The following is a 22,714-nucleotide window of genomic DNA, read 5'->3' as shown; positions in this document are numbered from 1 at the left end:
GTTTTTGCATTTCGGCGTCCTCAAAAGCATGTGGCGAAGCGCCCCCATTCCTCGCAACCCCACGGCGTGCGCGCAACGTCAGATCATCTGCTGTCAACCCTTCTCCCCGGAACGAAGCCCCGCGATTTGATACGATCGACGTATCGTCGACGATGGCATCCGTCGATGGTCGTGTTCGAAACCAGGGCTTGATGGAGAGGGGCGGGAATGAATATCGGCGACGCGTCGCGCGAATCCGGAGTCAGCGCGAAAATGATCCGGTACTACGAACAGGTCGGCCTTCTGGCCCCGAGCAAGCGTACCGATGCCGGCTACCGTATCTACGGCGTGGACGAAATCCATATCCTCCGGTTCATCCGTCAGGCCCGACGACTCGGCTTTCTCGTCGAGGACATCCGCAAGCTGCTGATGCTCTGGCAGGATCGTTCACGCGCCAGCGCAGAAGTGAAATCGATCGCACTTGAGCACGTGGCCGAACTCGACAAACGCATCGCGGAACTGAGCGACATGCGCGACACGCTGGCCGATCTGGCTGCGCACTGCCATGGTGACGGGCGGCCTGAGTGCCCGATTTTGGCGCGCTTGGCCGACCCCGTCAGTGAACCAAATTAGTGCGTGTGCTCGAGCCTCAAAACGGGCAAAGTGGACATGTCATTAAAAATCAATGAGTTGGAGGCGGTCCGCTCCTCTTCATTCCAGTTTGGAATGATCTCCATGCAAGTTTTTCACTAGCATATTGGTGCGGCGTCGCTATAATTCGGGATAACCCTATACGGGAAATCCCTGAATCTCGATTCACCAGGGGTCCCTCTTCCTTGGAGAACGTCATGATCGCCTACATCGTTGAAAAGCTGAGCAACTGGTTCGAATCCGCAGAACGTGAGCGCCGTGAGGCTTACCTCGCCACGTCGTCGGACATCGTCCAGCTCGAGAGCCGCATCCGCTCGCTCGAAACCAACGGCTACTCGCTGTAATCAGAGTCGCCGTCAGGTGCCGCGCGGCACCGCACGATAAGCAAGCCCCGTATTGACGGGGCTTTGTTTTTTGTGCGCCGGATCTGGCGAAATCGTCGGTGCAGCGCTATGGTGTGGACCTGCTTTTCATTGTGAAGGACACGATCATGGGTTTGCGTTTCGATGTGCGTCGCAGTGCTCGCGCGCGTCTCGTTCTGGGCGCAGTCGTGCTCATCCAGGGCGTCGCGGCTGGTGCCGCGACGTCGTCCAGGCCGCTCGTTCTCGATACGCAGCGCGGTATCCAGGACGGCAAGGGCGGGTTGGTGTTGCAGACGGCGCCGTTGTCGCCGGAGCCGATCGTCGAACCGGCAGGCATGCGGGCTCCGGCCGGGCAGGGGCCGAACGCGTCGGTTCCGCTGTTCGTCGCGCCGTATATCAATGTTCCCGCGTGGGGCGGGCAGCCGGCCAACCAGCCGAGGCTCGCGCCCAGGCCGCAGCCGTAACGACCGTCGCCCGGTCAGTTTCCGCGGTGCTCGATTTGACAGCGGGCGCCGCTATCCTGTCCGAGCTTCTCGACCAGGTAGGGCAGTACCTCATTCATGCTCTGGGCGAGCGTATACGGGGGATTCAGGATAAACATCCCGCTACCGTAGAGGCCCAGTCCGTCGGTCGGCGGATTCGATACCGTCAGCGTCAGGTGCAGCCAGTTGTTCGGCTGCAGGCGCTTCAACTGCTCGGGAAAGCGCTGCGATTCTGTCCGCGTGACCTGCGGATACCAGATCGCATAGCAGCCGGTCGCGAAACGCTTCAGGCATTCGGTCACGCAGCTCACCGTGCGCGCGTAATCCTTCTTGTCCTCGTAGGACGGATCGATCAGCACGAGTGCGCGTCGCGGCGGCGGCGGCAGCAGCGCCTTGATACCTTCGAAGCCGTCGCCGGCGAAGATCATCGCACGTCGCCCCGCATCGCGGAAATTGTGGCGCAGCACATCGATTTCCGTCGTGTGCATTTCGAACAGGCGCATACGATCCTGCTCGCGCATCGACCGCCATGCGATGTACGGCGAGCCCGGATAGAAGTGCAGTTCGCCGTCGTCGTTCAGCGCGCGGACTTCGTCCACATAGTCACCCAACGCCTCCGGCAGGTTCTTTTCGTTCCACAGCCGGCCGATGCCGGTATCGAATTCCGACGTCTTCGCTGCATAACCGTCGCGTAGCGAGTACACGCCGGCGCCCGCGTGCGTATCGATGTACCAGTACGATTTGTCTTTCTTGTTCAGGTAGCGCAGCAGCTGGACGACGACGGCGTGCTTGAGCACGTCCGCGTGATTGCCTGCGTGAAAACCGTGACGATAACTGAGCATGGCGGATTGCCTGAAACGAAAGGTGAATCGATGAAAGCGGTCGATCGCGCGCGGCCGTCAGACCGGGTGCCGATGCGGCCGCGTATTGTACGCGAGTGGCTGCGCGTCGCCTTACTCGTACGCGTCGCCGACCACCGCCTCGATGCGTTGCTTCACCTCCGGCGTCAGCTTCGCTGCAACGTCGAGCGCGCGCATGTTGTCACCGATCTGGTCGACCCGCGATGCGCCCGTGATGACCGAACTCACGCGCGGATTCGCGAGCACCCATGCGATTGCCAATTGGCCGGTACTGCAGCCGAGTTCGGCCGCGATCTCGCCGAGCCGTTCGACGATGTCGTTGGCGGCCCGATCGGTCAGGCGTTCGCGCATCCAGTCGTAGCCCTGTAACTGCGCGCGGCTGCCGGCCGGCACGCCGTCGCGGTACTTGCCGGTGAGCAGGCCCGACGCCAGCGGGCTCCAGGTCGTGAGGCCGAGGCCGTAATCGTCGTAGAGCCGCGCATATTCCTGCTCGACTCGGGTGCGGTGGAACAGGTTGTACTGCGGCTGTTCGACGACCGGCTTGTGCAGATGATGCCGCTCGGCGATCTCGCATGCCGCGCGGATCTCGTCGGCGCTCCATTCCGACGTGCCCCAGTACAGCGCCTTGCCGCGCACGATCATGTCGCTCATCGCCCAGACGGTTTCCTCGATCGGCGTATGCGGATCGGGGCGATGGCAATAGGCGAGGTCGACATAGTCGAGCTGCAGCCGGCGCAGCGAGCCATCGATCGCGTTCAGCAGATATTTCCGGTTCAGCGTGTGATACTGGTTCGGGGCTTCCGCGAGCCCCCAGAAGAATTTCGTGGACACGATATAGCTGACGCGCGGCCAGTCCAGCGACTTGAGCGCCTGGCCCATGATTTCCTCGGACTTGCCGCCGGCGTAGACCTCGGCGTTGTCGAAGAAATTGACGCCCGCGTCGCGTGCCGCGGCGAGGCATTCGCGCGCGACCCGCTGGTCGACCTGGTTGCCGTACGTCACCCACGAGCCAAGGGAAAGCGCGCTGATCTGCAGGCCGGAGCGGCCTAGTCGTCGATAGTGCATGAGACTCTCCTGCTGAACGGAACCGACCTTAAGCTTAGACGTTTTGCGCACGAACGGCGGGGCCGATCGTGCACAATGACGGCTGGCACGCCGATGCGATTTCGCGATGAGCGCGGATGCGACGGGCGCGTGTTTTATCGATCCGATAACGGGAGGAGACGGACATGGCAGCAGATCTGAGCGGCAAGACCGCAGTCGTCACGGGCGCCGCGAGCGGCATCGGCAAGGAAATCGCGCTGGAGCTGGCCAAGGCAGGCGCGGCCGTCGCGATCGCCGACCTGAACCAGGACGGCGCGAACGCGGTGGCCGACGAGATCAACAAGGCAGGCGGCAAGGCGATCGGCGTCGCGATGGACGTGACCAACGAGGACGCCGTGAACAGCGGCATCGACAAGGTGGCCGAGGCGTTCGGCTCGGTCGACATCCTCGTGTCGAACGCGGGCATCCAGATCGTCAACCCGATCGAGAACTATTCGTTCTCCGACTGGAAGAAGATGCAGGCGATCCACGTGGACGGCGCGTTCCTGACGACGAAGGCCGCGCTCAAGCACATGTACAAGGATGATCGCGGCGGCGTCGTGATCTACATGGGCTCGGTGCACTCGCACGAGGCGTCGCCGCTGAAGTCCGCGTATGTGACGGCCAAGCACGGGCTGCTGGGTCTCGCGCGCGTGCTGGCGAAGGAAGGCGCGAAGCACAACGTTCGCTCGCACGTCGTGTGCCCGGGCTTCGTGCGCACGCCGCTGGTCGACAAGCAGATTCCGGAGCAGGCGAAGGAACTCGGCATCAGCGAAGAGGACGTGATCAAGAAGGTGATGCTCGGCAACACGGTCGACGGCGTGTTCACGACGGTGCAGGACGTCGCGCAGACGGTGCTGTTCCTGTCGGCATTCCCGAGCGCCGCGCTCACCGGCCAATCGTTCGTCGTCAGCCACGGCTGGTTCATGCAGTAACGCGGGTGCGGGCGCTGTCGTCGCCCGCCGCGCTGGCCTGCAAAAAAACGCGCTCCGTGGAGCGCGTTTTTCATGTCGGCAGGGCGGGGCCGGTGACGGCCGCCGCCCGGCGCCGTTTACTTCAGGACTGCGGCGACCGCATTGGCAACCGCGTCGAGGTTGCGCGTATTCAGCGCGGCGACGCAGATCCGGCCCGTGCCGACCGCATAGATGCCGAATTCGTCGCGCAGGCGATCGACTTGTGCCGAGGTCAGGCCCGAATACGAGAACATCCCGCGCTGCGCGTTGATGAAGCTGAAGTCGCGATCGACGCCGCTCGCCTTCAGGCGCTCGACGAGGCCGTTGCGCATCGCGCGGATGCGATCGCGCATTTCGCCGAGTTCCTGCACCCACGAAGCGTGCAGTTCCGGCGATGCGAGCACCGCTGCGACCACTGCGCCGCCGTGGGTCGGCGGGTTCGAGTAGTTCGTGCGGATCACGCGCTTCAGTTGCGACAGCACGCGCGTGGCTTCTTCCTTGCTCGACGTGATGATCGACAGCGCGCCGACGCGCTCGCCGTACAGCGAGAACGACTTCGAGAACGACGACGACACGAACGCGTTCAGGTCGGCCGCGGCAAACAGACGCACGGCAGCGGCATCGGCTTCGATGTTCTCGCCGAAGCCCTGATAGGCCATGTCGAGGAACGGCACGAGGTTGCGCGCCTTCACGACGTCGACGACCTGTTGCCATTGCGCTTCGGTCAGGTCCACGCCGGTCGGGTTGTGGCAGCACGCGTGCAGCACGACAACCGTGCCGGCCGCGTAGCCGTTCAGCGCCGACAGCATGCCTTCGAAGTTCACGCCGTTGGTGGCCGCGTCGTAATACGGGTACGCGACGACCTCGAAGCCGGCCGCTTCGAACAGCGCGCGGTGGTTTTCCCAGCTCGGATCGCTGATCGCGACCTTCACGTTCGGATTCAGGGTGCGCAGGAAATCGGCACCGATCTTCAGCGCGCCGGTGCCGCCCAGTGCCTGGGCCGTGACCACGCGGCCTGCCGCGATCAGCGGCGAGTCGTTGCCGAGCAGCAGCTTCTGCACGGCCGCATCGTAGGCGGCGATCCCGTCGATCGGCAGGTAACCACGCGGCAGGCCGGCCTCGACACGCGCCTTCTCCGCGTCGCGAACCGCGCGCAGCAGCGGAATCTTGCCGTCTTCGTTCGTGTACACGCCGACGCCGAGGTTGACCTTGGTCGGACGCGCATCGGCGTTGAAGGCTTCGTTCAGGCCCAGGATCGGGTCGCGGGGAGCAAGCTGGACAGCGGAGAAGAGCGACATGATGATTCGGCAGTAGTGAAAAGAGGGTCAGGCTTTCAACCGGCGGGGCGGGTGCAATGGACCGCGCCCACGGCGCGACGCCGGGAAGCGCAGCAGCCTGACATTGTAGCGAATTCGTGCTGGCGGGGGCGGTGATTCCGTCGCGATCAGGGCGACGGATCGCGATTTCGGGCGGCCGCCGCGCGTCAGGAGTCGACAGCAGTTCGCTTGGCCACGAAGCGCTAGAATGCTTTCTTTGCCCTTGCTCCGGCCGCATTCCATGTCCGAACATCATGCCGAAGTCGGCGACGCGCTCGATGAATCCAAATTCGTCACTTTCGAAGGGTCGCCGTTCCAGCTTTACCAGCCCTATCCGCCCGCGGGCGACCAGCCGACCGCGATCGACACGCTCGTCGAAGGCGTCGGCGACGGCCTTGCCTTCCAGACGCTGCTCGGCGTAACCGGCTCGGGCAAGACCTTCACGATGGCCAACACGATCGCGCGGCTCGGCCGCCCGGCGATCGTGTTCGCGCCGAACAAGACGCTCGCGGCCCAGCTTTATGCGGAGTTCCGGGAGTTCTTCCCGCGCAACGCGGTCGAGTATTTCGTCTCGTACTACGACTACTACCAGCCTGAGGCCTACGTGCCGCAGCGCGACCTGTTCATCGAGAAGGATTCGTCGATCAACGAGCACATCGAGCAGATGCGGCTGTCGGCGACGAAAAGCCTGATGGAGCGGCGCGACGTGGTGATCGTCGCGACGGTGTCGGCGATCTACGGTATCGGCAATCCGTCCGAATACCACCAGATGATCCTGACGCTGCGCACTGGCGACAAGCTCGGCCAGCGCGACGTGATCGCGCGACTGATCGCGATGCAATACACGCGCAACGAGCAGGATTTCCAGCGCGGCACGTTCCGCGTTCGCGGCGACACGATCGACATCTTCCCGGCCGAACACGCGGAAATGGCCGTGCGCGTCGAACTGTTCGACGACGAGGTCGAGACGCTGCATCTGTTCGACCCGCTGACCGGGCGCGTGCGGCAGAAGATTCCGCGCTTCACCGTGTATCCGTCGTCGCACTACGTGACGCCGCGCGACACCGTGATGCGCGCGGTCGAAACGATCAAGGACGAATTGCGCGAACGGCTCGAGTTCTTCCATCGCGAAGGCAAGCTCGTCGAGGCGCAGCGCCTCGAGCAGCGCACGCGCTTCGATCTCGAGATGCTGCAGGAGCTCGGCTTCTGCAAGGGCATCGAGAACTATTCGCGGCATTTCTCGGGCGCGGCGCCCGGCGATCCGCCGCCGACGCTCGTCGACTACCTGCCGCCCGATGCGCTGATGCTGCTCGACGAATCGCACGTGCTGATCGGCCAGCTGAACGGGATGTACAACGGCGACCGCGCGCGCAAGGAAAACCTCGTCAATTACGGATTCCGCCTGCCGTCGGCGCTCGACAACCGGCCGCTGAAGTTCCACGAGTTCGAGCGCAAGATGCGTCAGGTCGTGTTCGTGTCGGCGACGCCGGCCGACTACGAGAAGCGCGTGACGGGGCAGATCGCCGAGCAGGTCGTGCGACCGACGGGCCTCGTCGATCCGGAAATCGAAGTGCGGCCGGCGAGCTCGCAGGTCGACGACGTGCTGACCGAGATCAACGCGCGCGTGAAAGCCGGCGAGCGCGTGCTGATCACCGTGCTGACGAAGCGCATGGCCGAACAGCTGACCGAGTTCCTGGCCGACCATGGCGTCAAGGTGCGTTACCTGCACAGCGACATCGACACGGTCGAGCGCGTCGAGATCATCCGCGACCTGCGGCTCGGCACGTTCGACGTGCTGGTCGGGATCAACCTGCTGCGCGAGGGCCTCGACATTCCCGAAGTGTCGCTCGTCGCGATCCTCGACGCGGACAAGGAAGGCTTCCTGCGCGCCGAGCGCTCGCTGATCCAGACGATCGGCCGCGCCGCACGGAATGTGAACGGCAAGGCGATCCTCTACGCGGACAACATGACCGAGTCGATGAAGCGCGCGATCGGCGAAACCGAGCGGCGCCGCGCGAAGCAGATCGCTTACAACGAAAAGATGGGCATCACGCCGCGCGGCGTCGTGAAGCGTATCAAGGACATCATCGACGGCGTCTACAACGCCGACGACGCGCGCGCGGAGCTGAAGGAGGCGCAGCAGCGGGCGAAATTCGAGGACATGTCGGAAAAGCAGCTCGCGAAGGAGATCAAGCGTCTCGAGAAGCAGATGACCGACTACGCGAAGAATCTCGAATTCGAGAAGGCCGCCGCGACCCGCGACCAGCTTGCCGTGCTGCGCGAACGCGTGTTCGGCGCGAACGTCGGCGACCACATCAGCGGCGGGCGGTAAATCTTTCCAAGCGTCACCGAATCCTTTTGGTAAAGCGCCTGTAAGCCTTGTCGGATCAGGGGTTTACAGCGCTCTTCGTTTGTTCCGGAGCGGGTTCGGTGCTAAACTCCCCATGTATTGAGAATAGTTCGCATTAACGTTCTTCGTCGCGTTAGTGTTTCCAGCGGGCGGCCCGGCGGCGGCCCGCATGTCGTCAAGATAGTCAGACAAATAACAAGGAGTGTCCATGTTGGGTTCTTCGTTCATCCGCACGACGGTTGCGGTAGCGGCGGCGTTGGCCGCGATGTCGGCCTCGGCTGCCGAGTATCCGATCGGCAAGCAGCAGATCCAGGGCGGCATGGAAATCGGCGCGGTGTATCTGCAGCCGATCACGATGGACCCGGAAGGCATGATGCGCAAGGCGTCGGATTCCGACATCCACCTCGAGGCCGACATCCATGCGGTCAAGAACAACCCGACCGGTTTCGCGGAAGGCGACTGGATGCCGTACCTGCAGGTTACGTACAAGCTGACGAAGCAGGGCGACACGAAGTGGAAGGCCGAAGGCGACCTGATGGGCATGGTCGCGAGCGACGGCCCGCACTACGGCGACAACGTGAAGCTCGCCGGCCCCGGCAAGTACCACCTGACGATGGTGGTCAAGCCGCCGATGCAGTCCGGTCACATGGCGTTCGGTCGCCACGTCGACAAGGAAACGGGCGTGGGTCCCTGGTTCAAGCCCATCACGCTCGAGTACGACTTCCCGTTCGCCGGTATCGGCAAGAAGGGCGGTTACTGATCGGTGGCATCACGAACGGCGCGCTTCGGCGCGCCGTCGGCGTAGAGAACCCAGAATGAAAATTCCCCAGAAAATCGTCGCCGCAGCCGCTGCGCTGTGGCTTGCCGGCGTGGCCCACGCGGCCGATCTGCCGACGTTCAAGCTCGAGATGACGGATGGCAAGCTGAATCCCGCCCGCATCGAAGTGCCGGCCGGTCAGCGTTTCAAGATCGAGATCAGGAACACCGGCAAGGGCGCCGCCGAATTCGAGAGCGTGCAGCTGCGCAAGGAGAAGGTGCTCGCGCCGGGCGCCGACTCGTTCGTGGTCGTCGCCCCGCTGTCGCCGGGCGAATACAAGTTTTTCGACGATTTCCACCAGCAGGCACAGGGCGTGATCGTCGCGAAGTAACGCGTTTTATCTGCGCGCGGGCGCGCCAGTCCCTTGCCCCGTGCGTCAGGAGGTATCGATGGGTCAGATCTTGTTCATCGTCTGGCGGGAGAGCGTGGAAGCGCTACTCGTCGTCGGCATTCTCTATGCATGGCTGAAAAACGGCGACGATGACGCGCGCCGCGGCCTGCCTTTCCTCTGGGCCGGCGTCGGCGTCGGCCTGCTGATGGCCGTCGGCCTCGGCGCCGCGCTGGTCGGGTTCACCGAAGTGCTGTCCGGAGACGCGCAGGATTATTTCCAGACGGCGATGGTGCTGATCGCGTGCGTGCTGATCGTGCAGATGGTGCTGTGGATGCGCCGGCACGGCCGCACGCTGAAGCGCGACATGGAGCAGTCGCTGCAGCAAAGCACGCGCGATTCGAACTGGTGGGGCGTCGCCGTGCTGGTCGCGCTCGCGATCGCCCGCGAAGGCAGCGAGACGGTGATTTTCCTGTACGGCCTCGGTTTCGGCCAGTCGGGCCACGTCGATGGCAGCCAGATGCTCGCGGTCGTGATCGGTCTCGGCCTCGCGTTCCTCACGTTCTATCTGCTGCAGCTCGGCGGCAAGTACTTCTCGTGGCGGCATTTCTTCCGCGTGACCGAAGTGATGCTGCTGTTCCTCGGCGCGGGCCTGTTCCAGACCGGCGTCGACAAGCTGATCGACAAGGAAATCCTGCCGCTCGGCATCTCGCAGGTGTGGGACACGTCCGCGATCCTCGATGATTCGGGCACCTTCGGTTCGCTCGTCGCGACGCTGACCGGTTATCGCGCGCATCCGGCGCTGACCAACCTGGTCGCCTATGCGGTGTACTGGGCGATCGTCTGGCTGCTGATGAAGCGCGCGAGCCGCCGTCCGGCCGTCGCAGCGGGTCGCGCGGCATGAGCGTTGTCGCCGCCGTCAAGCCGGGCTGGCTCGCGCAGGCCGGCCAGTGGATGCAGCGCCACGGTGCGCTGATCCGCGGTATCCAGTGGATCGTCGTCGCCGTCTACGCGTTCCTGATCATCGTGCCGGCGGTGTTGCCGCTGCCGGACGATTCCGCGCATCTGTGGAACAACCTCACGCTCATCGCGCAGTTCGCGTTCTGGGGCATCTGGTGGCCGTTCGTGCTGCTGTCGATGGTGATGCTCGGCCGCGTGTGGTGCGGCGTGCTGTGTCCGGAGGGCGCGCTCACCGAATATGCGAGCAAATTCGGTCGCGGCGGCCCGATTCCGCGCTGGATTCGGTGGGGCGGCTGGCCGTTCGTCGCGTTCGGCATCACGACGATCTACGGGCAGATGGTGAGCGTGTACCAGTACCCGCTCGCGGTGTTGTTCGTGCTCGGCGGCTCGACCGTCGGCGCGATCGTGATCGGCGTGCTGTACGGCCGCGAGAAGCGCGTGTGGTGCAAGTATCTGTGCCCGGTGAACGGCGTGTTCGGGCTGCTCGCGCGGCTGGCGCCGATGCGCTACAAGGTCGACGAGGATGCGTGGCGCCGTTCGTACAAGAACGGCGAGCACGGCCATCGCGTGATTCCAATCAACTGCGCGCCGCTCGTGCCGTTGCGCAATATGAAGGGCGCGGCGGATTGCCATATGTGCGGCCGCTGCAGCGGGCACCGCGACGCGATTTCGCTGTCGCTGCGCTCGCCGTCCGACGAAGTCGTGAATCTCGGTGCGGAGCGGGCCAACCCGTGGGACACCGCGCTGATCCTGTACGGACTGCTCGGCGTGGCGATCGGCGCGTTCCACTGGACCGTCAGCCCGTGGTTCGTGCAGATCAAGCAATGGCTCGCGGGCTGGCTGATCGATCACGACATCACGTGGCCGCTCGAGACCAATGCGCCGTGGTTCCTGCTCACGCACTACCCGGATCGCAACGACGTGTTCTCCTGGCTCGATGGCGGACTGGTCGTCAGCTACATCGTCGGCACGGGGCTCGTGTACGGCACGGCGCTGCTGGTGTTGCTGGCCGGCGCCACGCTGATGCTCGGCCGCTTCGATCGCGTGCGTCTGCATCACCTCGCCCAGGCGCTGATCCCGATCGCGGGCGCGGGCGTGTTCCTCGGGCTGTCGGCCACGACGCTGTCGCTGCTGCGCGCCGAGCATGTGCCGCTTGGTTGGGCTACCGATGTGCGCATCGCGATTCTGGTCGGCGCCAACATATGGAGTGCGTGGCTCGCGTGGAAGGTGGCCGGGCGCTATGCGGCGTGGCCGCGCCGGCTCGCGGCGTTCGCGTGGTTCGCCGTCGGGCTGGCCGTCGTCGATAGCGCATGGTGGTTGATGTTCTGGGGATTCTGAAGCGGCACGCATGCCGCTTCTCGCTGCCGCGCATCGGCGGCAGCCACGACACCCGGGCGGCGTGCTTCGCGCATGGGCTGCCCAAACGAAAAAGCGACACGTCCGTCGACGTGTCGCTTTTTTCTTCCTGGTGCGAGAACCAAAAAAGTGGCTTGGCTTGCTGCAACGGCTGCTTGAGTGTGTTTGCACGAAGGGGTCTAGATCTCGCGTGCAAGCCGTTACGCTGGCTACTGCCCAACACCTCTCAGGGAGGTGGTCCCCACAATACTCGGTCGTTACTTCGTCAGGATCAGTTTGCCGAGCCGCGTGGCGCGCAACTGATAAGTCTCTCCGTTGTGCGCGATGCTGACGTGGCTTTGGCCTTGCAGCAGCGCATCGCTGTTGACGACCCGCGTGCCTGCATCGCGGTTGCCGGCGGGCTTCGCCGGCGTGGTGACCGCTGCCGTCTTCTGACGGCTGCTGGCTGCGGTGCCGGCGGCGCGGCGCAGGGTCAGCGTGGTCGGGCGCATGGTGTCGGTCATTCGGTTTGATCGGTGACTGTCGATACGATGGAATGAATTCTAAATGATAACTATTCCCATTTACAAAAACTCTTTATCGATCGATTCGTCTGGTCTGATAGCTTGAGTCAAAGCGGCGGCCCCGCAGGCCGCCGCCCGGTTCAGTGCAGTGGATCGGGGTCCTTGCGGCCCTGCGCGTACTCGCGGATCAGGCGAACGGTGTCGATGTCCGACGTGCGGTACGCCTCCTTGACGATCCCGTGGGTCTGTCGCGCTTCTTCGCTGTCGTCGGTGACCGTCAGCGTAGTCCGGTATTCGAAACGCAGGAACAGCTCGTGGTCGTCGCGCTCCTCGATCGTCATCGTCAGCGAGCCGCCGATCTCGCCATCGGCCGCACGGATGTCGTAGCGGACCTGCTGGTTCGGCGTGAACGTCACGTGGTCGCGCACGGTCGCGTGGCCGTAGTGCAGCTCGCGTTCGAGCGTCGTGTCGGTCCGTTCGCGGATGACGCAGCTGTCGAGGCCGATCACGAACAGTTGCGGCTGTTCCGCACGCAGCACGAGACCTTCCCAGAGCTGGTCGCGGTTGAGGGTCGGCACGGCCGGATCGTCGGAATTGATCTGGATCAGATGTTCGAAGTTCAAGGGGACGGGTTCCTTCTGGTGGCGGGTGGCCACGTGGTTCAAGAAGTTATTGTGACGCAAAACCACCGGCGTCGCGGCACCTGCCGCCCGATCCGATTCACGCTTCGATGCGACCCATGCGACCGGTCTGATAGTCGACGACAGCCTGCCGAATCTCTTCCTCGGTATTCATCACGAACGGGCCGTAACGGACGATCGGCTCGTTGAGCGGCACGCCGCCGATCAGCAGCAGGTCGAGCGCCGTGTCGCCGGCAGCGAATGTGACGACATCGCCATCGTCGCCGTAGACGATCATGTGCCGTGCGTCGACAGCCTGCCTGTCGGGCCCGTAGAGGCCCGTTCCGTCGATCGGATAGGCAAACACGCGATAACCGGCCGGCACGGGCTGCGTGACGGTTGCGCGGGGCTCCAGCGTGAAGTGCTGATAGAGGATCGGCGTGCGCGTCTCGATCGCGGCTTTTACGCCGAATGCTTCTCCGGCGATGACGCGCACGCGTGCGCGGCCGTCCGGCGATGTCGCGGTCGGAATGCGGGCGGCCGGGATCTCCTGGTAGCGCGGCGCGATCATCTTGTCGCGCCGCGGCAGGTTGACCCACAGCTGGAAGCCGTGGGAACGCCCGCCTGCTTGGGCGAACGCCGGGTCAGGCATCTCGCTGTGCACGACACCGGCACCCGCCGTCATCCACTGCACGTCGCCGGGGCCGAGCGTGCCGGCATGGCCTGACGAGTCGCGATGACGGAAGCGTCCATCGAGCGCGTAGGTCACGGTCTCGAAGCCGCGATGCGGATGGTCGGGCGCGCCGACGGCTTCGCCGGGCGCGTAGTCGACCGGGCCCATTTCATCGAGCAGCAGGAATGGATCGAAATCCATCAGCAGTCGCGTCGGGAATGGGCGGTGAACCACGAAACCGCCGCCTTCGGTGGTGCGAAGCGCGGGGTAGGTGCGATCAAGCGAGCGAGCGGTGGTCATGGGAAGCCCTCGAAATCATCGGAATAGCGTTATTTTCGAAACATAGCGCTATTATATTGGGCGTTTTACCAGGCGATTTGCGGCGGTTCGCAATGGATTGTTCTGAAATTGGAACGATGAGATGAATATCGATGCACATAACCTGAACGACCTGATGTACTTCTCGCAGGTCGTCGAACATGGTGGCTTCTCGGCCGCCGAACGCGTGCTGGGCATCTCGAAATCGCGTCTGTCGCGGCGCCTGACCGAGCTCGAGGCCGCGCTCGGCGTGCGCCTGCTGCAGCGCTCGACGCGCAAGCTCGCACTGACCGAGGCGGGGGAGCTGTTCTACCAGCATTGCCAGGCGATGCTCGCCGAAGCGCGGGCCGCGATGAACGCGGTGCAGCAGTTGCGCGCGTCGCCACGCGGCTCGGTGCGCGTCAGCGTGCCGGTGACGCTGTCGCAGACAATGCTGTCGCGCATCCTGCCCGAATTCCTGCGCCGCTATCCCGAAGTGAAGGTGCATGTGCGCGTGACGAATCGCGTGATCGACCTGTTCGAGGATTCGATCGACGTCGCGTTGCGCGTGCGTTCGGAGCCGCCGCAGAACGCGAACATCGTCGTGCGGCCGCTGTGGCGCACCGAGCAGATGCTGGTCGGCGCGCCGAGCCTGCTGAGCCAGAACGCACCGCCGCTGGCGCCGGACGACCTGACCGGCTTCGAGACGCTCGATACGCCGAGCGTCGACGGCCGGCACGTCTTCAACCTGATCGCGCCGGACGGAACGCGCCATGTGCACGAGCATGATCCGCGTCTCGTGACCGCCGACCTGATGACGATCCGCGAGGCGGTGCTCGATGGCCTCGGCATCGCCGCGCTGCCGGAGATGATGTACGGCAACGCGTTGCGCGCGGGGCAACTGTCGCCGGTGATGCCGGGCTGGACGCTGCCGGTGCCGCAGCTGTATGCGGTGTTCGTGTCGCGTCAGGGGATGCCGCCCGCGGTCCGTGCGTTCGTCGATTACCTGGTCGAGAAGCTTGACCATGGCGCATACAAGGAGCCGGGTTGCCCCGAGCGCGCGAAGAAGGAAACGGCGGCCGATGTTTCGGCCACCTGAACACGGCATGCACGACGACGCAAATTTGTTTTGTCATTGAAGCGTCGCCGGCAATCGCAAGTTTCAATCGCTGGAACCTTGAATGCGTGCGCGGGCGGGCCTATATTGAAATCCCATTTCGTGAAGGAAGTTCTGAGCGAAATCAGGTGGCCGCATATATTGCGAGCCAGATAGGGCAGAACGCGCAGTCCGTGCAGACCACGGCAGAGTCGCATTTGCGTTGCTCGAGGCGTAACCGATACCGCCGAAGAGCCCGCCGCCCGAAGGCGCCCGCGTGCGCATGAAAAAAGGCCTTCATCTGGCGATGAAGGCCTTTTACTTTGTGCGCGACCGGCTAGGTGCGACCGGTCAGGTGTGCGCAGGGGCGCTGGCGACGACGGAGCCTGCGCGCGTTACTTCGCTTTTGCGCCGGGCTCCGTCACGAAGCCGAGCTTCGTCAGGCCGCCAGCTTGCGCATCCGACATCACTTCCGCGACGTGTTCGTAGGCGACCTTGCGGTCCGCGCGCAGATGCAATTCCGGCTGAGGCGTGCGCTTCGCGGCTTCCGCGATGCGTGCCTGCAACTGTTCGCGCGTGACCGTGTGGTCGTCCCACAGGATCGTGCCGTCGCCCTGGATCGCGACGTCGACGGTCTGCGGCTTTTCGTCGACGGGCTGGCTGCTGGCGTGCGGCAGGTCGATCTTCACCGCATGCTGCATCGCCGGGATCGTCACGAGGAAAATGATCAGGAGTACAAGCATGACGTCGACGAGCGGCGTCATGTTGATCTCGCTCATCACGGCATCGTCGTCATCGTCGCTGAAACCGGTGTTCATGGCCATGGTTCACCTCGTCTCAGCTGGCGGCGCGCGATGCGAGACGCAGGCCGTCGCGCGTCGACGACGACGCGAGGCTCGCGCCCGTCACGAAGTACGCATGCAGGCCGTGCGCGAAGCGGCGCAGCTTGCTGACGACGCCCTTGTTCGCGCGGGTCAGCGCGTTGTAGCCGAGCACCGCGGGAATCGCGACGAACAGGCCGAAGGCCGTCATGATCAGCGATTCGCCGACCGGGCCCGCGACCTGGTCGATCGACGTCTGGCCGGTGGCGCCGATCGCGAGCAGCGCATGATAGATGCCCCAGACCGTGCCGAACAGGCCGACGAACGGCGCAGTGCTGCCGACCGATGCGAGGATCGCGAGGCCGCTCTGCATGCGCGAAATGCCTTCGTCCATCGTGTCCTTCAGGCAGCGCGTGACCCAGTCCGATACGTCCATGCGGTCGTGCAGGTGCGGTTGCGTCTGGTGGTGGTGGTCGGCGGCTTCCTTGCCCGACAGCGCGAGCGCGAGGAACGGGTTGTCGTTCGGCGTCGATGCGGCGAGGCCGAGCTTCTTGATGCCGTCGTCGAAATTGTCGGAATGCCAGAATGCCTGCTCGGCATTCTTCGTGAGGCGGTTCAGGCGGATCACGTTCCAGCCCTTGATGACGATCACGATCCACGACAGGACCGACATCACGAGCAGCGTGATCGCAATGGCGCGCGTGACGAAATCACCTTGCGCCCAGACGTGCGCGATACCGTAGCTTTGCATTTTTTGTTTCCTTTGAATCTTCCGGATGAGGCAGGTTAGTCGGTGAGCCCGAAGCTGTAGGGCTGTGTGCGGGCGGCGCGGATCGCCTGGCCGTTCTCGACGTACGGGCGGCAGGTGGTCGAGCGCATCGCGTCGAGTGCGGCATCGTCGAGGCGCGGATAACCGCTGCTCTTCTGCAGATCGATGCTTTCGATCTTGCCGGTCACGCCGACGACGAAGTGAACATAGGCGGTGCCCGATTCGCCGCGGCGGCGCGACATCGACGGATAGTCGGGCTTCACGAAATCGCACTGGAGCGTCGGCACGTTCTTCGGTGCGCTGACCTGCATCGTTTCGCGCGCCGGGCCCGGCGTGGCGGCCGGTGCCGCGGGAGCGGGCGCGGCCGGCGCCGGCGTTGGATCGGCAGCGGGAGCGGGTGTGGGCGACGGGGCCGGCGACGGCGCAACCGGCTGCGGGGTCGGCTTCGCCGCCTTTTGCACCGGCTTCGGCTCGACCTTCGGCTTCACGCGCGGCACGGGCTTCGGCGGTGCCGGCTGCGGGATCGACTCGGCCGCGACCTGCTGCGCGATCGGCGCGGGCGTAATGAGCTGCGCGGTGATCGTCTGGACCTCGACCGATTTCGGCGGCGGCGCGTTGCGATGGAGCCACGCGGCCGTCAGCATGATCGCGTGTGCGGCAAGCACACCGACCGCGACGACGATCACTCGGGGATTCATACGTGGTGCAGCCGGCATGGCGCCGGCAGGAGCGAGATGCGAAGCCTGCATGTTAGCTTGAAAGAACGACGTCGCACCCGGGGCGCGGCGGGTGAATCGGCATCACTTGCGGAAGATCAGCAGCGAGATGCAAACGGTGGTTACGAATCCGATCAGCAATTCCATCACAGGCTCCTTGGCAGGTAAGCCGTTGGCTCGCGCAGACGGTGGCTTGCTGACGGTCAAAACAAAAAATGCGGCCTGGGCCGCATGCGCACGCTCGGCGCCGCTCAGGCGGCCTTGCGGTCGTAGAACGTGACCGGAATCGGATGCGCATGATGCTCGACACCGCAACGGCTCGCGCAGACGCCTTGCTCGGCCATGAGGTCGCGTACGGACTCCTCGCACTTGCCGCAGCACGTGGCCACGCCGAGCTCGAACTGGAGTTCATCGAAAGAGTTCACGCCCTCGGCGAGGGACGCGCGAATCTTGCGATCCGAAACAGACTTGCACACGCAGACGATCATGATGAGTTGCGATAGCTAACGTTAATGCGAATTATTATCATTAATTTTGCAGAGGTTGACAAGCCTGGGTCGGCTTTTTTTAAGGTCATCGGACCCTTGAAACGGCGGAGGAAGGCGAGGTCGCCGCTGGAACGGCGCGCCGGCCCGCGTCAGGCGGTCGCGCAGGCGTGCGCGTTCGGCGAGGAAATGGTGACGGATTCGACCGGCGCATCGAGGCCGAGCAGCGTCGACGCGAGCGCACGCAGTTGCAGGCCGTCGCTCGTCGAGCAGAAGCGGGGCGGCGCGGCATGCGTGCCGGCCGGCGCGCGCAGACCGCGCTCGTCGAGCACCCGCGCGAGCTGGCGCGCGATGGCATCGCTCGTGTCGACGATCGTCAGGCGTTCGCCAACAAGGTCACGAATCGTGTCTGTGAAGAACGGGTAATGCGTGCAGCCGAGGACCAGCGTATCGGCGCCGTCGTCGAGCATGGGTTGTATGTAACGCTCGAGCAACGCGCGCAACGCGGGCGAGCCCGTGTCGCCGCGTTCGATCGCTTCGACGAGCCCGTGGCCGGGCTGGCAGATGAAGCGGCGGCCCGCGCCGTAGCGATCGAGCAGCGCCTGGAAGCGCGGGCTGTTCAGCGTCGATTGCGTCGCGAGGACGCCCGCGACGCCGGTCGTGGACAGCGCGGCGGCCGGCTTGATGCCCGGCTCGACGCCGACGAGCGGTATCGACAGGCGTTCGCGGATGGCCGCGATTGCCCGTGCCGTGGCCGTGTTGCACGCGATCACGAGCGCTTTCGCGCCTTCGCGGGCGAGCCACTCGCCGATTGCCAGCGTGCGTTCCGTGATGAATGCCTCGTCGCGCGGGCCATACGGCGCGTGGTGCGAGTCGGCGACGTAGACGAACGATTCGTCGGGCAGGTGTGCGCGCGCGGCGCGCAGCACCGACAGGCCGCCGAGCCCCGAGTCGAAGATGCCGACAGGGGCGGTGGCGCGCGGTGCGGGTGCGGCGGACGGGTTCGTCATCGTCAGGCGGGCGGCGAGTTGGCGGGTGGCGCGATTACTCGGCCGAACCCATCATCGTTTGCTGATAGTTCTGCAGGCCGACCTTGCCGATCAGGTCGATCTGCGTTTCGAGCCAGTCGATGTGCTCTTCGGTGTCGTCGAGGATCTTTTCGAAGATCTCGCGCGACACGTAGTCGCGAACCGATTCGCAGTAGGCGATCGCTTCCTTGCAGGTGGACTGCGAGATCTGCTCGAGCTTCAGGTCGCACTTCAGGATCTCTTCGGTTTCCTCGCCGACGAGCAGCTTGTGCAGGTCCTGCAGGTTCGGCAGCCCGTCGAGCATGAACACGCGCTCGATCAGCCAGTCGGCGTGCTTCATTTCGCCGATCGACTCGTCGTATTCGTGCTTGCCGAGCTTGTCGAGGCCCCAGTGCTTGTACATGCGCGCATGCAGGAAGTACTGGTTGATCGCCGTGAGTTCGTTCTTCAGTTGGGCGTTCAGATATTCGATGACTTTCTTGTCGCCTTGCATGGCTGTTCCTTGTTCAGTGGGGCTTCAGAAACCGAACGATAATCGCTCGAACGAGAAAAGCCAAGCCTCGAAGCCTTGTCGGGCCTGCCTTTTGCGGGTAATGAGAATCAGCCTTGAACAACCGGCCGAGCACAATAATGAGAATGAGAAGTAAAAAGGCCGGACGTCCGTCCGGCCTTTCGTTCGATCGCGCTTAAGCGGTGGCGACCGGGATCTTGCCGATCTTCGCCTGCCATTCCTTCGGACCCGTCTGGTGCACCGACGTACCCGACGAATCGACGGCCACCGTCACCGGCATGTCCTGCACGTCGAACTCGTAGATCGCTTCCATGCCGAGGTCTTCGAACGCGAGCACCTTCGCGCCGCGGATCGCCTTCGACACGAGGTAGGCCGCACCGCCGACCGCCATCAGGTAGGCCGCCTTGTGCTTCTTGATCGCGTCGATCGCGACCGGGCCGCGCTCGGCCTTGCCGACCATCGAGATCAGACCCGTCTGAGCGAGCATCGTCTCGGTGAACTTGTCCATGCGCGTGGCCGTCGTCGGGCCGGCCGGGCCGACCACTTCGTCGCGCACCGGATCGACCGGGCCGACGTAGTAGATCACGCGGTTCGTGAAGTCGACCGGCAGCTTCTCGCCTTTCGCGAGCATGTCGGCGATGCGCTTGTGCGCGGCGTCGCGACCGGTGAGCATCTTGCCCGACAGCAGCAGCGTCTGGCCCGGCGTCCAGCTCGCGACTTCTTCCGGCGTCAGCGTGTTCAGGTCGACGCGCTTGCTGGTTTCCGTGTTCGGTTCCCACTGCACTTTCGGCCAGGCGTCGAGCGACGGCGCTTCAAGCTTGGCCGGGCCCGAACCGTCGAGCACGAAGTGCGCGTGGCGCGTGGCCGCGCAGTTCGGGATCAGCGCGACCGGCTTCGAGGCCGCGTGCGTCGGCGCCGCCATGATCTTCACGTCGAGCACGGTCGCGAGGCCGCCGAGGCCCTGCGCGCCGATGCCGAGCGCGTTGACCTTCTCGTGCAGTTCCACGCGCAGTTCCTCGACCCAGTCCTTCGGGCCGCGCGCGATGATTTCCTGGATGTCGATCGGCTCCATCAGCGATTCCTTCGCCATCAGCATCGCCTTCTCGGCGGTGCCGCCGATACCGATCCCGAGCATGCCCGGCGGGCACCAGCCGGCGCCCATCGTCGGGACCGTCTTCAGCACCCAGTCGACGATCGAGTCGGACGGGTTCAGCATCACGAACTTCGACTTGTTTTCCGAGCCGCCGCCCTTCGCCGCGACCTGCACGTCGACCTTGTCGCCCGGCACGATCTCGTAGTGGATCACGGCCGGCGTGTTGTCCTTCGTGTTCTTGCGGGCGCCTTCCGGCGGATTGACGATCGACGCGCGCAGCACGTTGTCCGGATGCGTGTAACCGCGGCGCACGCCTTCGTTGATCATGTCGGTGAGGCCCATCGTCGCACCGTCCCAGCGCACGTCCATGCCGACCTTCACGAAGATCGTCACGATGCCGGTGTCCTGGCAGATCGGGCGACGGCCTTCCGCGCACATGCGGCTGTTCGTGAGGATCTGCGCGATCGCGTCCTTCGCCGCCGGGCTCTCTTCCAGCTCGTACGCGCGGCCGAGGGCCTGGATGTAGTCGAGCGGGTGGTAGTAGCTGATGTACTGCAGCGAATCCGCGATGCTCTGGATCAGGTCTTCCTGTTTGATGACGGTCATGGCTGAGACTCTGTGGGGACAGTGGAAATGGTTTGCCGACGGTTCAGGCCGCCGGTCGGGACGCCGCGGGCGCATGCGTCTCGTGGAAATGGGCCGGGTGCGTATGCGTCGTCAGGCGGTCGACCCACGCCATCACGAGCGCCGACACGAGGAACGACACGTGGATGAGCACCTGCCACATGATCGCGTGCGTCGTGTGCTGGTCGGGGTTGATGAAGGTCTTCAGCAGGTGGATCGACGAAATGCTGATCAGCGCCATCGACAGCTTGACCTTCAGCACGCCCGCGTTCACGTGGTCGAGCCATTCGGGCTCGTCGGGGTGGCCCTCGATGCCGAGCCGCGACACGAACGTTTCATACCCGCCGACGATCACCATGATCAGCAGGTTCGAGATCATCACCACGTCGATCAGGCCGAGCACGGCGAGCATCACGCTGATTTCGTCGAGACCGGTCGCATGCGACAGCAGGTGCCAGACTTCCTTCAGGAACAGGAACACATAGACGGCCTGCGCGATTATCAGGCCGAGGTAAAGCGGCACCTGGAGCCAGCGGCTCATGAAAATCAGCGCGGGAAGGGGGCGAAGCGGGCGGCGGCCAGGATGGCCGGGCGAGTGCGGGGCGGACATGTCGGGGTACGGGCGCGGTGCGCAGGTATCGGGGGTAATCTTGAAAAGGCGCGCTATTGTAACGCGTCGGCCGGCGCCGCTGCAGCGACGCGCCGGCACTGCCGGGGACGGATCAGGAAGCGGCGGCCGGCATGCGTTTCTCGCGCAGGCTCGCAAGCACGATGCCGGCGACGACGCACGCGAGCGCGATGCCGTGAGCGAGCGTCGGGCGCTCGCCGAGGAACGCGATGCCGTACGCGGCCGCAGCGATCGGCAGCACCGCGCTGAACACGCCGGCGAGGCTGCCCGGCACGTGCCGGATGCCCTTCATCCACAGCCAGAACGAGAAGATGCTGGCCGACAGCCCGTACCAGACGACGAGCGCCCAGGTGCCGGTGGGCACGCTCGCGTAATCGAAGTGCCACAGCGCCGTCGCGCCGAGCGGCAGCATCAGGAACAGCCCGAACAGGTGCGTATACGCGCAGATGTCGATCGGTGCGAGCGTTTGCGTGAGCCGGCGCGACAGGATCACGTAGATCGATTCGCAGCACACCGCGCCGAGGATCAGCAGGTTGCCGGTCAGCGAACCGGACGCGTCGCCCTGCGCGCCGTGGCCGGCCGCGCCGCCATTCGCGAGGTTGATCGTCACGACGCCGACGATCGCGAGCGCGATCGACACGAGCGCACGGCCGTTCGGTTTTTCACGCAGGATCAGCCACGCGAACAGCGCGACGATCGCCGGGATCGTGCTCGTGATGACGCCCGCGGCCACCGCGCTCGTGCGCTGCACGCCGTTGAGCATCAGCAGCGTGAACATGAAGGTGCCGAAGAACGCCTGCAGGAACAGGTTCAGCCATTCGCCGCGCTTGACCGCGCGCATCTTCACGGGACTGAACAGCGGCCACAGCACGGCGATCGCGATCACGAAGCGCAGCGTGGCGAGGATGGCGACCGGGACGGATGCAACGATGGATTTACCGATGCCGACGTTGCTGCCGACGAACAGCATCGACAGGATGAGGAAGAAGGCGTAGCGATTCAAGCTGGAATCCGGAAGGCGAGTTCAGTTAGGATTGTAGGGTCGCGGTCGTAACAGCGTAAAGCCGCGCTCGATGCGGCGCGCCCGGCGCACGAAACGGCCATGCCGCGTAAGTGACGGGTAAGTTGGAGCGCTTATCGTGGAAACTGCCGGGCCGCGGGTCACGTTCGTGTGAGGTGGTGCGGTGCAGCATCGTGCGCAGGCTTCGCGGCCGCGTGCGGATGGTGGGAGACAGCGGCGCGCAAGCGCCGGCCAAGACGACGCGCGGCGCACACGATCGCGCCGCCATGCAGAGGATTCATGTTCACCAAGGGGTTGTCGATGTCTGCGATTGAATCGGTTCTTCACGAAAC

The 22,714-nt window shown here is 64.6% G+C and carries 25 protein-coding genes; 10 read left to right on the top strand and 15 right to left on the bottom strand.

Features of this window, described 5'->3' with window-relative positions:
- The first annotated feature begins 207 nt into the window (after positions 1–207).
- The 3 genes from cueR (at position 208) to A9Z05_RS27920 (ending at position 1,456) form a co-directional block, all read left to right on the top strand.
- Positions 208–612 (top strand): Cu(I)-responsive transcriptional regulator, encoded by a 405-nt coding sequence (gene cueR / locus A9Z05_RS27925; RefSeq protein ID WP_069620936.1) that lies wholly within the window; start codon positions 208–210, stop codon positions 610–612.
- Between the two features lie 215 nt (positions 613–827).
- Complete coding sequence (locus A9Z05_RS35430) at positions 828–974, top strand: DUF3563 family protein (RefSeq protein ID WP_006478295.1); 147 nt, start codon at positions 828–830, stop codon at positions 972–974.
- 146 nt (positions 975–1,120) lie between these two features.
- Complete coding sequence (locus tag A9Z05_RS27920) at positions 1,121–1,456, top strand: hypothetical protein (RefSeq protein ID WP_069620937.1); 336 nt, start codon at positions 1,121–1,123, stop codon at positions 1,454–1,456.
- A 14-nt stretch (positions 1,457–1,470) separates the two neighbouring features.
- Here the strand turns inward: A9Z05_RS27920 and A9Z05_RS27915 are convergent, their stop codons facing one another.
- The gene (locus tag A9Z05_RS27915) at positions 1,471–2,316 is read right to left on the bottom strand and encodes a 23S rRNA (adenine(2030)-N(6))-methyltransferase RlmJ (protein WP_069620935.1); all 846 of its coding nucleotides are present in this window, start codon (positions 2,314–2,316) and stop codon (positions 1,471–1,473) included.
- A gap of 111 nt (positions 2,317–2,427) precedes the next feature.
- Positions 2,428–3,399: an aldo/keto reductase gene (locus tag A9Z05_RS27910; protein ID WP_069620934.1), complete on the bottom strand. Its 972-nt coding sequence runs from the start codon at positions 3,397–3,399 to the stop codon at positions 2,428–2,430.
- A 164-nt stretch (positions 3,400–3,563) separates the two neighbouring features.
- Here A9Z05_RS27910 and A9Z05_RS27905 point away from each other — a divergent pair, with 164 nt between their 5' ends.
- Positions 3,564–4,352 carry a 3-hydroxybutyrate dehydrogenase gene (locus A9Z05_RS27905; RefSeq protein ID WP_069620933.1) on the top strand — a complete coding sequence of 263 codons (789 nt, stop codon included), beginning with the start codon at positions 3,564–3,566 and terminating at the stop codon, positions 4,350–4,352.
- 116 nt (positions 4,353–4,468) lie between these two features.
- Here the strand turns inward: A9Z05_RS27905 and A9Z05_RS27900 are convergent, their stop codons facing one another.
- Positions 4,469–5,668, bottom strand: coding sequence for an amino acid aminotransferase (locus tag A9Z05_RS27900; protein ID WP_006478300.1), 1,200 nt, complete (start codon positions 5,666–5,668; stop codon positions 4,469–4,471).
- A 259-nt stretch (positions 5,669–5,927) separates the two neighbouring features.
- Between A9Z05_RS27900 and uvrB the strand changes: the two genes are divergently transcribed.
- From uvrB to A9Z05_RS27875, 5 genes are all read left to right on the top strand, one after another.
- Positions 5,928–8,018 carry an excinuclease ABC subunit UvrB gene (gene uvrB, locus A9Z05_RS27895; RefSeq protein ID WP_069620932.1) on the top strand — a complete coding sequence of 697 codons (2,091 nt, stop codon included), beginning with the start codon at positions 5,928–5,930 and terminating at the stop codon, positions 8,016–8,018.
- Positions 8,019–8,244: 226 nt separating this feature from the next.
- Positions 8,245–8,796, top strand: a complete 552-nt coding sequence (locus A9Z05_RS27890; protein WP_006483880.1) for an iron transporter — start codon at positions 8,245–8,247, stop codon at positions 8,794–8,796.
- A 55-nt stretch (positions 8,797–8,851) separates the two neighbouring features.
- Entirely contained in the window at positions 8,852–9,184 is a 333-nt protein-coding gene (locus A9Z05_RS27885) for a cupredoxin domain-containing protein (protein WP_069620931.1), read from the top strand.
- Between the two features lie 58 nt (positions 9,185–9,242).
- Positions 9,243–10,085: an FTR1 family protein gene (locus A9Z05_RS27880; protein ID WP_069620930.1), complete on the top strand. Its 843-nt coding sequence runs from the start codon at positions 9,243–9,245 to the stop codon at positions 10,083–10,085.
- Positions 10,082–11,479: a 4Fe-4S binding protein gene (locus A9Z05_RS27875; protein ID WP_069620929.1), complete on the top strand. Its 1,398-nt coding sequence runs from the start codon at positions 10,082–10,084 to the stop codon at positions 11,477–11,479. The genes A9Z05_RS27880 and A9Z05_RS27875 overlap by 4 nt, the downstream gene beginning before the upstream one ends.
- Before the next feature lie 275 nt (positions 11,480–11,754).
- On the opposite strand, the gene hemP is transcribed toward A9Z05_RS27875, so the two are convergent.
- From hemP to A9Z05_RS27860, 3 genes are all read right to left on the bottom strand, one after another.
- Positions 11,755–12,000 carry a hemin uptake protein HemP gene (gene hemP, locus A9Z05_RS27870; RefSeq protein ID WP_069620928.1) on the bottom strand — a complete coding sequence of 82 codons (246 nt, stop codon included), beginning with the start codon at positions 11,998–12,000 and terminating at the stop codon, positions 11,755–11,757.
- A 140-nt stretch (positions 12,001–12,140) separates the two neighbouring features.
- The gene (locus A9Z05_RS27865) at positions 12,141–12,623 is read right to left on the bottom strand and encodes an SRPBCC family protein (RefSeq protein WP_069620927.1); all 483 of its coding nucleotides are present in this window, start codon (positions 12,621–12,623) and stop codon (positions 12,141–12,143) included.
- A gap of 97 nt (positions 12,624–12,720) precedes the next feature.
- Positions 12,721–13,593 carry a pirin family protein gene (locus tag A9Z05_RS27860; RefSeq protein ID WP_069620926.1) on the bottom strand — a complete coding sequence of 291 codons (873 nt, stop codon included), beginning with the start codon at positions 13,591–13,593 and terminating at the stop codon, positions 12,721–12,723.
- 121 nt (positions 13,594–13,714) lie between these two features.
- Between A9Z05_RS27860 and A9Z05_RS27855 the strand changes: the two genes are divergently transcribed.
- The gene (locus A9Z05_RS27855) at positions 13,715–14,689 is read left to right on the top strand and encodes a LysR substrate-binding domain-containing protein (RefSeq protein WP_050018189.1); all 975 of its coding nucleotides are present in this window, start codon (positions 13,715–13,717) and stop codon (positions 14,687–14,689) included.
- Between the two features lie 392 nt (positions 14,690–15,081).
- On the opposite strand, the gene A9Z05_RS27850 is transcribed toward A9Z05_RS27855, so the two are convergent.
- The 9 genes from A9Z05_RS27850 to A9Z05_RS27810 form a co-directional block, all read right to left on the bottom strand.
- Positions 15,082–15,510 (bottom strand): biopolymer transporter ExbD, encoded by a 429-nt coding sequence (locus A9Z05_RS27850; RefSeq protein WP_006478310.1) that lies wholly within the window; start codon positions 15,508–15,510, stop codon positions 15,082–15,084.
- A gap of 13 nt (positions 15,511–15,523) precedes the next feature.
- Positions 15,524–16,258: a MotA/TolQ/ExbB proton channel family protein gene (locus A9Z05_RS27845; RefSeq protein WP_006483875.1), complete on the bottom strand. Its 735-nt coding sequence runs from the start codon at positions 16,256–16,258 to the stop codon at positions 15,524–15,526.
- 35 nt (positions 16,259–16,293) lie between these two features.
- The gene (locus A9Z05_RS27840; RefSeq protein ID WP_069620925.1) at positions 16,294–17,025 is read right to left on the bottom strand and encodes an energy transducer TonB; all 732 of its coding nucleotides are present in this window, start codon (positions 17,023–17,025) and stop codon (positions 16,294–16,296) included.
- 218 nt (positions 17,026–17,243) lie between these two features.
- Positions 17,244–17,480, bottom strand: coding sequence for a bacterioferritin-associated ferredoxin (locus A9Z05_RS27835; protein WP_006482749.1), 237 nt, complete (start codon positions 17,478–17,480; stop codon positions 17,244–17,246).
- A gap of 149 nt (positions 17,481–17,629) precedes the next feature.
- On the bottom strand, positions 17,630–18,487 hold the full coding sequence (gene murI, locus A9Z05_RS27830; RefSeq protein WP_069620924.1) for a glutamate racemase: 858 nt from the start codon (positions 18,485–18,487) through the stop codon (positions 17,630–17,632).
- Between the two features lie 34 nt (positions 18,488–18,521).
- Positions 18,522–18,998: a bacterioferritin gene (bfr, locus tag A9Z05_RS27825; protein ID WP_006478315.1), complete on the bottom strand. Its 477-nt coding sequence runs from the start codon at positions 18,996–18,998 to the stop codon at positions 18,522–18,524.
- Positions 18,999–19,191: 193 nt separating this feature from the next.
- Positions 19,192–20,715, bottom strand: coding sequence for a fumarate hydratase (locus A9Z05_RS27820; RefSeq protein WP_059528380.1), 1,524 nt, complete (start codon positions 20,713–20,715; stop codon positions 19,192–19,194).
- Between the two features lie 43 nt (positions 20,716–20,758).
- Complete coding sequence (locus A9Z05_RS27815; protein WP_069620923.1) at positions 20,759–21,343, bottom strand: TIGR00645 family protein; 585 nt, start codon at positions 21,341–21,343, stop codon at positions 20,759–20,761.
- Between the two features lie 112 nt (positions 21,344–21,455).
- Positions 21,456–22,364, bottom strand: a complete 909-nt coding sequence (locus A9Z05_RS27810) for a DMT family transporter (RefSeq protein ID WP_069620922.1) — start codon at positions 22,362–22,364, stop codon at positions 21,456–21,458.
- Positions 22,365–22,714 lie beyond the last annotated feature (350 nt).

The sequence above is a fragment of the Burkholderia sp. A2 genome (genome assembly GCF_001729305.1).
Taxonomy (GTDB): Bacteria; Pseudomonadota; Gammaproteobacteria; order Burkholderiales; family Burkholderiaceae; genus Burkholderia; species Burkholderia sola.
This window is presented reverse-complemented; position numbering and strand designations above follow the sequence as displayed.